At 72.0% G+C, this 12,357-nt stretch carries 11 protein-coding genes; 6 read left to right on the top strand and 5 right to left on the bottom strand.

What is annotated here, in order from left to right; all coding sequences use genetic code 11:
- Nucleotides 1-82 precede the first annotated feature (82 nt).
- Genes ACIBQ6_RS37960 through ACIBQ6_RS37980 form a run of 5 tightly spaced genes read left to right on the top strand, consistent with a single transcriptional unit; the run spans nucleotide 83 to nucleotide 5,273 of the window.
- A complete protein-coding gene (locus ACIBQ6_RS37960; RefSeq protein ID WP_397218014.1) occupies nucleotides 83-1,447 on the top strand; it encodes an extracellular solute-binding protein in 1,365 nt (454 codons plus the stop codon).
- On the top strand, nucleotides 1,422-2,348 hold the full coding sequence (locus ACIBQ6_RS37965) for a sugar ABC transporter permease (protein WP_357977328.1): 927 nt from the start codon (nucleotides 1,422-1,424) through the stop codon (nucleotides 2,346-2,348). The genes ACIBQ6_RS37960 and ACIBQ6_RS37965 overlap by 26 nt, the downstream gene beginning before the upstream one ends.
- The gene (locus ACIBQ6_RS37970) at nucleotides 2,345-3,163 is read left to right on the top strand and encodes a carbohydrate ABC transporter permease (RefSeq protein WP_352364067.1); all 819 of its coding nucleotides are present in this window, start codon (nucleotides 2,345-2,347) and stop codon (nucleotides 3,161-3,163) included. Before ACIBQ6_RS37965 ends, ACIBQ6_RS37970 begins: the two co-directional genes overlap by 4 nt.
- The gene (locus tag ACIBQ6_RS37975) at nucleotides 3,160-4,206 is read left to right on the top strand and encodes an ABC transporter ATP-binding protein (protein ID WP_397158714.1); all 1,047 of its coding nucleotides are present in this window, start codon (nucleotides 3,160-3,162) and stop codon (nucleotides 4,204-4,206) included. The genes ACIBQ6_RS37970 and ACIBQ6_RS37975 overlap by 4 nt, the downstream gene beginning before the upstream one ends.
- Before the next feature lie 32 nt (nucleotides 4,207-4,238).
- Nucleotides 4,239-5,273, top strand: coding sequence for a DNA polymerase IV (locus tag ACIBQ6_RS37980; protein ID WP_397218017.1), 1,035 nt, complete (start codon nucleotides 4,239-4,241; stop codon nucleotides 5,271-5,273).
- 97 nt (nucleotides 5,274-5,370) lie between these two features.
- Here ACIBQ6_RS37980 and ACIBQ6_RS37985 read toward each other — a convergent pair whose 3' ends face one another.
- The gene (locus ACIBQ6_RS37985; RefSeq protein ID WP_132622197.1) at nucleotides 5,371-5,580 is read right to left on the bottom strand and encodes a ubiquitin-like protein Pup; all 210 of its coding nucleotides are present in this window, start codon (nucleotides 5,578-5,580) and stop codon (nucleotides 5,371-5,373) included.
- Between the two features lie 149 nt (nucleotides 5,581-5,729).
- Here ACIBQ6_RS37985 and ACIBQ6_RS37990 point away from each other — a divergent pair, with 149 nt between their 5' ends.
- Complete coding sequence (locus tag ACIBQ6_RS37990; RefSeq protein WP_352327589.1) at nucleotides 5,730-6,134, top strand: hypothetical protein; 405 nt, start codon at nucleotides 5,730-5,732, stop codon at nucleotides 6,132-6,134.
- Between the two features lie 25 nt (nucleotides 6,135-6,159).
- On the opposite strand, the gene dop is transcribed toward ACIBQ6_RS37990, so the two are convergent.
- The 4 genes from dop to hypF all read right to left on the bottom strand — a co-directional run bounded on the left by dop (nucleotide 6,160) and on the right by hypF (nucleotide 12,253).
- Complete coding sequence (dop, locus tag ACIBQ6_RS37995; RefSeq protein ID WP_358299020.1) at nucleotides 6,160-7,677, bottom strand: depupylase/deamidase Dop; 1,518 nt, start codon at nucleotides 7,675-7,677, stop codon at nucleotides 6,160-6,162.
- A gap of 86 nt (nucleotides 7,678-7,763) precedes the next feature.
- A complete protein-coding gene (locus ACIBQ6_RS38000) occupies nucleotides 7,764-8,843 on the bottom strand; it encodes an acyltransferase (protein WP_358299018.1) in 1,080 nt (359 codons plus the stop codon).
- Between the two features lie 66 nt (nucleotides 8,844-8,909).
- The gene (locus ACIBQ6_RS38005) at nucleotides 8,910-9,929 is read right to left on the bottom strand and encodes a pyridoxal-phosphate dependent enzyme (RefSeq protein WP_397218019.1); all 1,020 of its coding nucleotides are present in this window, start codon (nucleotides 9,927-9,929) and stop codon (nucleotides 8,910-8,912) included.
- Between the two features lie 65 nt (nucleotides 9,930-9,994).
- Nucleotides 9,995-12,253, bottom strand: a complete 2,259-nt coding sequence (gene hypF, locus ACIBQ6_RS38010; RefSeq protein ID WP_397218021.1) for a carbamoyltransferase HypF — start codon at nucleotides 12,251-12,253, stop codon at nucleotides 9,995-9,997.
- Nucleotides 12,254-12,357: the final 104 nt, after the last annotated feature.

Below are 12,357 nucleotides of genomic sequence, written 5' to 3' on the forward strand. Positions count from 1 at the left end.
CCGTTCATCAGATCGTTTCTTTACGCCCGCCACACCCCGTGCGATTGTCGGTATGTCTGCACGTCCTGAACAGGAGGCCGACTTGCGACTTCCCAGCCGGCCCGCGCTCGTCGCGGCCGCAGCCGTCCTGGCCCTCACCTCCTGCGGCTCCGGCACCCAGTCCGGGGGCAGCATCACCCTCACCATCACCGCCAACTCCATCGAGGGCGGCAAGAACTCCGAGTCCGCCGCCTGGATCAAGAAGTGGGTCATCCCCGAGTTCGAGAAGACCCACCAGAACGTCAAGGTGCTCTTCCAGGGCAACGGCGTGGACGACGAGCAGTACAAGACCAAGATCGCCCTCGACCTCAAGTCCCGGACCGGGGCCGACGTCATCGACCTCGACGGCATCTGGGTCGGCGAGTTCGCCCAGGCCGGATACATCAAGCCGCTCACCGAGGTCGGCGGCGCCGGCGTCGAGCAGTGGGAGGGCTGGTCGCAGATCCCGCAGGCCGTCCAGGGCCTCGGCATCTTCGACGGCAAGAAGTACGGCCTGCCCCAGGGCACCGACGGCCGCGTGCTGTTCTACAACAAGGCGCTGTTCAGGAAGGCCGGGCTGCCCGAGACCTGGCAGCCGACCAGCTGGCAGCAGATCATCGACGCCGGCGTCAAGCTCAAGGCCGCCGGGGTGCCCACGCCCCTCCAGATCGACGCCGGCACCGCCATGGGCGAGGCCACCACCATGCAGGGCGTGCTGCCGCTGCTGGCCGGCGCCGGGACGGAGATCTACGCCTCGGGCAAGTGGACCGGCGCCTCCCAGGCCGTCAAGGACGTCCTCGGCTTCTACCAGCAGGTCTACGGCGGCAGCGGGCTCGGCGACCCCAAGCTTCAGCAGGAGGCCAAGGGCCGCGACAAGTCCTTCGCGCAGTTCGCCGCCGGCAAGATCGCCATCCTGGCCGAGAGCGACTACTTCTGGCGCTCGGTCATCGAGCCCCAGGCCGGGGTCGCCCCCATGCCCGACCGCGACCAGGTCGTGGGCTACGCCAAGATCCCGGCCAGGCAGCCCGGCGGCGGCATCCGCGGCCAGGACTTCGTCAGCATGTCCGGCGGGGCGGTCCGCGTGCTCAACCCCTTCTCCAAGAACCCCAAGGCGGCCTGGGAGCTGCTGGCCTTCATGCACTCGGCCGCCGCGACCAAGTCGCAGCTGGCCGGGCAGGCCCGCGTCAGCGCCCGCACCGACGTCAACGAAGAGGTGCTGAGCGCCGACCCCATGCTCAAGTTCGTCGCCGACGAGGTGCTGCCCATCACCGCCTACCGGCCGGGCCTGGCCGTCTACCCGCAGGTCTCCACCGCCCTGCAGGAGGCGACCGCGGCCGTGGTGGCCGGGAAGAGCGCCGACGAGGCGGCCGCGGCGTACCGGAGCAAGCTGGAGGGACTGGTCGGTGGCGCGGCCAACGTCGGCGGCTGACGCCGCCGGACTGGGCCGGGGCAGGGCGGTCGCGTTCGTCCTGCCCGCCCTGGTCCTGATCGGCGTCTTCCTGCTCTTCCCTGCCCTGTGGACCATCTACCTCGGCCTGACCGACTACCGGCTGACCGGCCTGGCCGCCGCCGACCCCCAGGTCGTCGGACTGGACAACTACACCGCCGCGCTCGCCGACCCGCGGTTCCTGTCCTCGCTGTGGCTCACCCTGCTGTACGTCGGCGGCTCGGCCGTCGTCGGGCAGGCCGGGCTGGGCTTCGCCCTGGCCTGGATCCTGCGCTCGCGCACCGGCCCGCTGCGCCGGGTCGTCGAGGGCGCGGTGCTGCTGTCGTGGATCCTGCCCAGCACCGTGGTCGGCATGTTGTGGTTCGCGCTGCTCGACCGCGACGACGGCACGCTCAACGCCCTGCTGCACACGCCCGGGTTCGCCTGGCTGCTGGACTACCCGCTGCTGTCGATCATCGTCTTCAACGTGTGGCGCGGCACCGCGTTCTCGATGATGCTCTACTCGGCCGCCCTGGAGAACGTGCCGCCCTCGCACCTGGAGACCGCCCGGCTGGCCGGCGCGAGCGTGCCGCAGCAGCTGCGCGACGTGGTGCTGCCCGCCATCAGACGGCACGTCCTGACGAACCTGCTGCTGATCAGCCTGTGGACGTTCAACGACTTCACGCCGTTCGTGCTGACCGGCGGCGGGCCCGAGGGCCGCTCGGAGATCCTGCCCGTGTACGTCTACCGCGTCGCCCTCCAGGACGGGCAGCTCGGCGTGGGCGCCGCCATCTCCTTCCTCATCCTGCTGATCAACCTCGTCTTCGCCCTGGCCTACCTGCGGTTGCTGCGCGGACGTCGCCGCACGCGGGAGGTCGCCGCCGCCGGAGGACCGCCCGCATGATCCGCCACACGCTCGGACGGCTGGCCGCCACCGTGTTCGTCGCCGTCGTCCTGGCCTTCTTCGCGCTGCCCATGCTCTGGCTGGCCAGCGCGCCCTTCGACGACACGCCGACGATCACCACGTCGATCCCCGAGTTCACGTTGCGCAACTTCGCCGCCGTCCTGGACAACCCGTACGCGCTGGGCTCGATCCGCAACTCGCTCATCCAGGGGGGCGGGGCGGCGGTGCTGGTCGTCGTCCTGTCGGCGCTGGCCGCCTACGCCCTGTCGCGGGTGCGGCTGCCCGGCCGTGACGTCCTGCTCTACCTGCTTCTGCTGCTGTCGTCCGTGGTCACCGGCACCGCGGCGATGGTGCCGATCTTCGAGCTGGCCACCCGGCTCGGCCTCATCGACACCCATCTCGGCGTCGTCCTCGTGGTCTCGGCCGGTCTGCTGCCCGCCGCGATCTTCATCCTGAAGGACTTCATGGACGAGACGCCCACCTCCTACGAGGAGTCGGCCCGGGTCTTCGGCGCCTCGTCGCTGCAGATCCTGCGGCACATCGTGGTGCCGCTCGTCCGGCCGGGGCTGGCCACCATCGCCGTGTGGGCGCTGGCCAGCGTGTGGGGCGGGTTCCTGTTCCAGTTCATCCTGCTGCGCGACCCCGAGAAGGCGCCCGGCTCGATCATCCTCTACACGCTCTACACCGAGGGCGGCGCGCCCCGGCTCGACCTCATCTCCGCCTTCTCGCTGCTGTACTCCCTGCCGGTGGTGCTGATGTACCTGTTCGTCTCCCAGCGGTACGGTTTCCGCTTCCACGGAGGAATCAAGCGTTGATCTCCCTGCACGGCCTGACCAAGGTGTTCCCCGGGGGCGTGCGCGCGCTCGACGACCTCGCCCTCACCGTCGAGGACGGCGAGTTCTTCGCCCTGCTCGGCCCCTCCGGCTGCGGCAAGACCACCCTCCTGCGCAGCATCGCCGGCCTGGAGACCCCCACCTCCGGGACCGTCGCCATCAACGGCAAGGACGTCACCGCGCTGCCGCCGGGCGAGCGCGACGTCGCCATGGTCTTCCAGGACTACGCGATCTTCCCCCACATGGACGTCACCGCCAACATCGCCTACCCGCTGCGCATCAGGAAGGTCCCCCGCGCCCGGCGGACGGAGAAGGCGGCCGAGGTCGCGGCCCGGCTCAGCCTCACCGAGCTGCTGCTGCGGCGTCCGTCCGAGCTGTCCGGCGGCCAGCAGCAGCGGGTGGCGCTGGCCCGCGCGATCGCCTGCCACCCGGCCGCGTTCCTGTTCGACGAGCCGCTGTCCAACCTCGACGCCCGCCTGCGCCTGGAGGCGCGCACCTTCCTCAAGCGGCTGCAGCGGGAGCTGGCCGTCACCACCGTGTTCGTCACCCACGACCAGGCCGAGGCGCTCGCACTGGCCGACCGGATCGCCGTCATGTCCAGGGGCTCGATGATCCAGGTCGGCACCCCGGCGGAGATCTTCCACCGGCCGGCCACCACGTTCGTGGCCTCCTTCATCGGCTCCACCCCGATGAACCTGCTGCCGGCCCAGGTCACCGGCTCCGGGCTCAAGGTGGCCGGCGCCCTGCGCCCCCTGCCCGACGGCCTGACCCCGGACGACGACGCCCCCGTGACGTACGGCGTGCGCCCGGAGTACATGGACCTGTCCCCCGCCGAGCGCCCCGACGCCTTCCCCGGCGTGGTCTCCGTCCTGGAGAACATGGGCACCCACACCCTCATCACCCTGGAGTCGCCGGACGCGCTCATCCAGGCCGTCGTGCCGGAGGGCGAGGAGCCGCCGCTCGGCGCCGCCCGCTGGGCCGTGCCGCGCCGCGCCCTGGTCTACCGCGACGACCGGCTGCTGTGACCCCGGGGCGGCCCGCCTCGCATACTGGACTCATGGCCAGGTCCTGGATCCTGCACGTCGACCTCGACCAGTTCATCGCCGCCGTCGAGCTGCTGCGCCATCCCGAGCTGCGCGGCAGGCCCGTCGTCGTGGGCGGTTCCGGCGACCCCGCCCAGCCCCGCACGGTCGCCGCGACCGCCACCTACGAGGCCCGCGCGCACGGCGTGCACTCCGGCATGCCGCTGCGCACCGCGCTGCGGCGCTGCCCCGACGCCGTCTTCCTGCCCAGCGACCCGCCCGCCTACGAGGCCGCCTCCGAGCGCGTCATGGCCGCCTTGCGCGAGCTGCCGGTGCTGGTGGAGGTCTGGGGCTGGGACGAGGCGTTCGTCGGCGCCACGACTGACGACCCCGAGGCGCTGGCGGCCGACCTGCGGCGGGTCGTGCTCGACCGCACCACGCTGAGCTGCTCGGTCGGCATCGGCGACAACAAGCACCAGGCCAAGCTCGCCTCGGCCTTCGCCAAACCGGCCGGCGTCTACCGCCTGACCGGCGAGAACTGGGCCGAGGTGATGAACGACCGGCCGACCGACGCGCTGTGGGGCATCGGCGCCCGGACGGCGAAGAAGCTCACCGGGCTCGGCCTGCGCACGGTCGCCGACCTGGCCGCCGCCGACCCCGCCGAGCTGGCCCGCGCCTTCGGTCCGGTGAACGGCCCCTGGTACCGCTACCTGGCCCTCGGCAAGGGCGAGGCCGAGGTGGACACCACTCCCTGGGTGGCCCGCGGTCACAGCCGCGAGATCACCTTTCCCCGTGACCTCACCGATCGGGAGGCCGTCGCCGGCCAGGTGGCCGATCTCGCCGGGCAGGTCGCCCGTGACGCCGTGGCGGCGGGGCGTCTCTGCGCGCGGGTGACGGTCAAGGTGCGCTTCACCCCGTTCCTGACCCGTACCCGGCAGTGCACGCTCCCCGAGCCCACGGCCGACGCCGGCACGCTGACCGAGGCGGCGCTCGCCGCGCTGGGCCGCTTCGACCTGGACCGCCCGGTCCGGCTGCTCGGCGTGGCGGTCGACTACACGGCACCCGCCTGAACAGCACCGGGCTGGTCCGAGGAGTGAGCCCCGGCCGCATCGGCCGGGGCTCATCCTTCCCCATGGTCAGAGCGGTGAGGACAAGGCCCTACTGGCCCTACTCGCCACCCTTTTGCACATAGGAACGCACGAATTCCTCTGCGTTCTCTTCGAGCACTTCGTCGATTTCGTCCAGGATCGCGTCCACATCGTCAGTGAGCTTCTCCTGTCGCTCCTGCACGTCCGGCGCCGCCGAGGCCTCGGTCTCCTCAACTTCGGCCTCACGCCGGCCGGTCTGCTTCTGCCCGCCGGTGTCCTTGGTTGCCATGTCCTACCTCCGCTTGGGGGACTGCCTCTAAGGCATATCTTCCCCGAACCGGACGACATTTCGCGTCGAACGCCCTGCGATCTTGGCGGCTTGACTGGATAGCACTCCTATCCAATAATGGATCCACCTATACACAAGGAGATCCCGACATGTCGCCTTCGTCGCTGCACACCGCAGGTGTGCTCCTCATCACAGTCCCCGGCGTCGCGTTCGGCGGCGTGACGCTGCTGCGTTTCCTCATGCGCAACGAGCCGGGCTATCTGGACAACCCCGTCCGCAGGGGCCTGTGGCGGGCCGGGCACGCGCATGCGGGCGTCCTGGTGCTGTTCAGCCTGGTCGCGATGGTGTACGTGGACCAGGCGAGCCTGTCCGAAGGCGTGAAGGCGCTGACGCGCACGCTCATCGTGGCCGCGCCCATCCTGATGCCGCTGGGCTTCTTCCTGTCGGTGCTGCGTCCGCGCGACACCAAGCCGAACCGGCTGATCTGGCTGACCGCGGTGGGCGGCGCCTCGCTGGCCGCGGGCACGCTGACGCTCGGCATCGGTCTGCTGTGAGCCCCGGGACGGCCCGGGGCCCCGGCTACTCCCCGGTGCCGGTCAGCGCCGCGACCAGCTCGGCCGCGGTGCGGCAGCGGTCGAAGAGCTCGCCGACGTGGGCCTTGGTGCCGCGCAGCGGTTCGAGCGTGGGCACGCGCTGCAGGGACTCCCGGCCGGGGATGTCGAAGATCACCGAGTCCCAGGAGGCGGCGGCCACCGACTCGCTGTACTGGCTCAGGCAGCGCCCGCGGAAGTAGGCGCGGGTGTCGGTCGGCGGCAGCTCGATCGCGCGCTCGACCTCCTCCTCGCTGATCAGGCGCTGCATGCGCCCGCGCGCCACGAGCCGGTTGTACAGGCCGCGGTCGGGGCGGATGTCGGAGTACTGGAGGTCGACGAGCTGCAGCCGCGGGTGGGACCAGGGCAGGCTGTCGCGGGTGCGGTAGCCCTCCAGCAGCTCCAGCTTGGCGACCCAGTCGAGCTCGCGCGAGAGCTGCATCGGGTCCTCGGCCAGGCGCGTGAGCACGGACTCCCAGCGGTCGAGGACGTCCTTGTTCATCTCGTCCTGGGCGGTGCCGCGTTCCTCGACGTACTTGCGGGCCTGCTCCAGGTACTCCATCTGGAGCTGCACGGCGGTGAGCCTGCGGCCGTCGCGCATCGGGATCTCGTAGCGGCAGGTCGGGTCGTGGCTGACCGCCCGCAGCGACTGGACGGGGTTCTCCACGGCCAGGTCGCGGGTCAGGAAGCCCTCCTCGATCATGGCCAGGACGAGCGCGGTGGAGCCGAGCTTGAGATAGGTGGAGATCTCCGACATGTTGGCGTCGCCGATGATCACGTGCAGCCGGCGGTACTTCTCGGGGTCGGCGTGCGGCTCGTCGCGGGTGTTGATGATGGGCCGCTTGAGCGTGGTCTCCAGGCCCACCTCGACCTCGAAGAAGTCGGCGCGCTGGCTGATCTGGAAGCCCTCGCCCCGGGAGTCCTGGCCGATGCCGACCTTGCCCGCGCCGGTGACGACCTGCCGCGAGACGAAGAACGGCGTCAGGTGCCGGACGATGTCGGCGAACGGCGTGGCCCGCCGCATCAGGTAGTTCTCGTGGCAGCCGTAGGAGGCGCCCTTGGCGTCGGTGTTGTTCTTGTAGAGCTGGATCGGCGCGTTGGACGGGATCGCCGAGGCGCGGGTGGCCGCGTCGTACATCACGCGCTCGCCGGCCTTGTCCCAGATGACCGCGGCCCGTGGGTTGGTGCACTCCGGCGAGGAGTACTCCGGGTGGGCGTGGTCGACGTAGAGCCTGGCCCCGTTGGTGAGGATGACGTTGGCCAGCCCGAGGTCCTCGTCGGTGAGCTGGCTGGGATCGGCGACCTCGCGGGCCAGGTCGAAGCCGCGCGCGTCGCGCAGCGGGTTCTCCTCCTCGAAGTCCCATCGCGCTCTGCGCGCGCGGGCCGCCGAGGCGGCCAGGTAGGCGTTCACGACCTGGGAGGAGGTCACCATCGCGTTGGCGCCTGGCTGACCTGGTACGGAGATGCCGTATTCGGTCTCGATGCCCATCACCCGACGCACCGTCATGCAACACCCTCTGTTCGTCCGGATCTGCCTATCCGCCGTTTATATGCCCGAGCCTATGCCCTTCACAGTGCCCCGAGGCCACAGAGTTATGGCACCGACGCCTTCTGAATCTGTACGGCGGAGCTTGTTGTGGTTTGCGGTGATCTGCGGGGCTTGAGGAGTCGCTGGATCGGCCGTTCGGCAAAGGAGTAGATCAGATACGACAGCACGACGGCGGCCAGCGTCGTGACCAGGGCCACCGCCCAGGGGGGCAGGTCGCCGGTGAGCAGCGGGATGAGCGCCGCCGCGGTGACCCCATGGAAGAGGTAAAGCGGGTAAGTGGTGGCGCCCAGCGCGGTGAGCGTCCTGGACGGCTTGAGACGGATGAGGCCGAGGGCGACCAGGGCCATGGCGGCGAAGATCAGGGTGATGGTGACGATCACGCTGGTGTCGGTGACGGGCATGTTCTTGAACCCGGCGGCGTCGATGCGGCGTTGCACGCGGTCCAGCGCGGCGGGAATGGCCATGGCGTATCCGGCGGCGACGTACAGCCACGGGAGCAGGGCCTTGCGGTTCTGGTGGATGAGATAGAGGGCCATGCCGGCGACGAAGTAGGGGGCGTAGTCGGGCATGACGATCTCCTTCAGCAGATCGTTCTCCACGAATCTGGCGGCCAGCGCGGCGGCCAGCCAGACGCCCGAGAAGACCAGCACGCGCCCGTACGTGACACCGGCGATCACCAGGATCGCGATCAGCAGGTAGAAGCGCAGCTCGGCCCAGAGCGACCAGTAGACGCCGCTGGCGTCGGCCACCTTGAACAGCCGCTGGAACATGGTGGCGTTCACCAGGTACTGGCCTGGTGAAAGTTTTGGGTCCAGCGCGGTGGCGCCGGTCAGACCGTACAGGGCCGCCACCGCGCCGAGGCTCAGCCAGTACGCCGGGTAGAGCCGCACCAGCCGCGACCGGGCGAACGCCCCGAGCCCCCTCCCCCACACCGTCATGAGGATGACGAACCCGCTGATGACGAAGAACAGCTCGACGCCGAGGATGCCCAGCCCGGCGAAGGGCGCCAGCGCGGGGAACAGCGCGGCGGGCCTGGCCCCCCAGACCGAGGCGAAGGCCACCAGGTAGTGGAAGGCGACGACCGCCAGGGCGGCGAGGAAACGCAGCAGGTCGAGCTCGGCCAACCGGCCGTCTCCCCGAGCATGCTTTGGCCGGTTAGCTTGATGCACGCCCTTTTGACGACCCGCTGATCACTTTGGTTCCACGGGTCCCTCTGTTCCCACCAGCAACACGCGTGCGGCCGGGCCGAGCGCGATCGCCTCGCGGGTGCCCGGGTCGAGGGCGAGCAGCCCGGCGGCCCCCGCCGCGCCGCACTCCGACAGGGCCACCCCGCGCTCGGCCAGCAGCGCGGCGGCCTCGGCGGCCTGCTCGTCGGCCACGGTGACGAACAGGTCGGCCTGGCGGCTCAGCAGGTCGAAGGCGATCAGGGACGGCTCCAGGCAGTCGAGCCTGCCCAGGCGCGTGGGCGAACCGGTCGCGTGCACCGGCCGTCCCGCGCGGGCGCTCTCCAGCAGGCAGGGCGCGCCGTCGGGCTCGACCACGACGATCCTCGGCTGCTCGCCCCAGCGGTCGCGCGTGTACCCGGCCGCGGCGGCGGCCAGCCCGCCCACCCCGGCCTGCACGAACACGTGGGTGGGCGGGATCTCGATCTCGTCGAACAGGACGGTGTAGCCGCGCATCACGTCCAGGGGGATGTCGTCGTAGCCCTCCCAGGAGGTGTCGGCGACCAGGCGCCAGCCGTGCTCCTGGGAGGCGTGCAGGGCGGCGGCCAGGCTGGCGTCGTAGTCGCCGCCCTCGCGGCGGACCTCGGCGTCCAGGGCGCGCAGCCGGTGCGCGAACGGCTCGGGCACCTGCTCGTTGAGGTAGACGACGCAGTGCGCGCCGAGCTCCCTGGCCCCGGCCGCGACCGAGATGCCGTGGTTGCCGGCGCTGGCGCAGACGTACGTGGTGCCGCCGCCGTCGCGTTCGGACAGCCGGTGCACGGCGTAGGCCCCGCCGAGCGCCTTGAAGCTGCCCAGGCCCATGCGGCCGCTCTCGTCCTTGACGTGCACGGTGCCCGCCCCGGCCAGATCGGTCAGGGTGTGCACGGGCGTGGGCCGGTAGGCCGGGTGCCGGCCGAAGTGGGCGCGGGCCAGCCGGGCGTGCTCCACACCGATCAGCTCACGGTCGCGTTCGGCGTAGGGCGTGCGGCCGGGGTTGAAGAAATGCATGATCGCCATGCTAGGACGGGCCGGGCGGCGTTCCCCGGCACCTGGCGGGCGCGCCCGGCCGCATGTCACGCGGACCGGTCGCGGGCGGCGGCCACGGCGGCCTGGCCGAGGCTGAGGCCGCCGTCGCCGGGCGGCACCCGGGTGTGGGTGAGCACCCGGAACCCGGCCCCGCGCAGGCGCTCGACGGCCCTTTCCAGCAGCAGCGCGTTCTGCAGCACCGAGCCCGACAGCGCCACGGTGTTCAGGCCGGTGCCGTCCCTGAGCATGACGCAGCAGCGCACGACGGCGTCGGCCACGCCGTTGTGGAAGCGGCCCGCGATCGAGCCGGTGGCCACCCCGGCCGCGACGTCGGCGGCGGCGGCCCGGACGAGGTCGGCGGCGTGCACGACGAGCAGGTCGCCCTCGGTGATGGTCGCCGGGTACGAGCCGCTCTCGGCCGGGTCGGCGCGCTGTTCGAGCTCGGCGGCCGCCTGCCCCTCGTAGGTGACGGCGTCCCGGATGCCGAGCAGCGCCGAGACGGCGTCGAACAGCGGCCCGGCGCTGGAGGTCATGGGCGCGCCCAGCCCGGTGCGGGTCCGGGCGAGCACGTCGGGCCAGTGGGCGGCGTTGCGGCGGACGACGTCCAGGCCGGGGTGCTCGTCGCGCAGGTAGGCGGCGGCCATGCGCCACGGCTGGCGGACCGCGGCGGCGCCGCCGGGCATCGGGACCAGGGCCAGGTGGCCGAGCCGGTGGCAGGAGGTCAGGTCGGCATGCAGGAACTCGCCACCCCACAGCGTGCCGTCGAGGCCATGGCCGGGGCCGTCGAGGGCCACGCCGATCACCGGGCCCGTCTCGCCGTTGTCGGCCAGGCAGGAGGCGATGTGGGCGTGGTGGTGCTGGACGCCGACCAGCTCGACGCCGGTCAGCTCCAGGGCGTGCCTGGTGGACAGGTAGCCGGGGTCGAGGTCGTGGGCGACGACCTCGGGACGGATGTCGAACAGGCCGCAGAAGTGGTCGATGCCCTCGACGAAGGAGCGCAGGGTCTCCTGGTCGTCCAGGTCGCCGATGTGCTGGGACAGGAACGCGCGCCGGCCGCGTACCAGGCAGAAGGTGCTGCGCAGCTCGGCGCCGCAGGCCAGCACCGGGCGGGGCGCGGGACGGCGCAGCGTGAGCGGCTCGGGCGCGTGGCCGCGGGCGCGGCGCAGCACGGTGTGCCCGCCGGACCAGGGGCGCAGCACCGAGTCGTCGGCGGGCACGTGGATGGCCCGGTCGTGGACCAGGAAGGCGTCGGCGATGCCGCCGAGCCGGGTGACCGCGTCGGCGTCCTCGTAGGCGAGGGGCTCGTCGCCGACGCTGCCGCTGGTCAGGACCATGGGCTCGGCCAGCTCCGCGAGCAGCAGGTGGTGCAGCGGCGTGCAGGGCAGCATCAGGCCGAGGTCGCGGCTGCCGGGCGCGACGGCGTCGGCGACGGGCGCGCCGGGCAGCCGGGGCAGCAGCACGATCGGGCGCGCGCGGCCGGTGAGCAGCGCGGCGCCCTGCCCGTCGACCGCGCACAGCCGGCGGGCCTGGTCGAGGTCGGCGACCATGACGGCGAACGGCTTCTCCGCGCGGTGCTTGCGGGCCCGCAGCGCCGCGGCGGCCTCCTGGTGGGCGGCGGGCACGGCCAGGTGGAACCCGCCCAGCCCCTTGACGGCGACGACGCGGCCGGCCCGCAGCAGGGTCGCGCAGGCGCTGACCGGGTCGCCGCACAGCTCGGCGCCGCGGGCGTCCAGCAGGCGCAGGGACGGGCCGCAGGCCGGACAGCAGGTGGACTCGGCGCGGAAGTGGCGATCGCCGGGGTCGTGGTACTCGGCCGAGCAGCCGGCGCACATCGCGAACCCGGCCATGGTGGTCAGCAGCCGGTCGTAGGGCACGCCGCGCACGACGGTGAAGCGCGGCCCGCAGTTGGCGCAGGCGATGAACGGGTAGCGGTGGCGGCGGCCTGCCGGGTCGGCCAGCTCGCGCAGGCAGTCGTCGCAGGTGGCGAGGTCGGCCGGGACGAGGGCGCGGCGCGGGCCGGCCGGGTCGCCGGCGGCGATGCTGAAGCCCCGGTGGCCGGCGGGCGCGCCGCTGACGACGGTGACGCTCTCGATCTCCGACAGGGCGGGCGCGTCGCGCTCCAGCGCGGTCAGGAACTCCTCGACCCCGGCCAGGGCGCCCTCGACCTCGATGAACACCCCCTCGACGTCGTTGCGCACGCGGCCGGCCAGGCCGAGCCTGCTGGCCAGCGAATACACGAAGGGGCGGAATCCCACGCCCTGGACGACGCCTTCGACGCGGACGTCCACCCGTTTACGGACGGTCACAGGCCCCAGTGTGCGCCTCGCCGGGGCGGCTTGTACGCCGGATGAGGCGTGTCGCGGCCTTCCTCTCAGGAAGCCGACGTGCCCATCTCCCCCGGTGGGCATGG

This window comes from Nonomuraea sp. NPDC049655, assembly GCF_044465465.1.
Taxonomy (GTDB): Bacteria; Actinomycetota; Actinomycetes; order Streptosporangiales; family Streptosporangiaceae; genus Nonomuraea.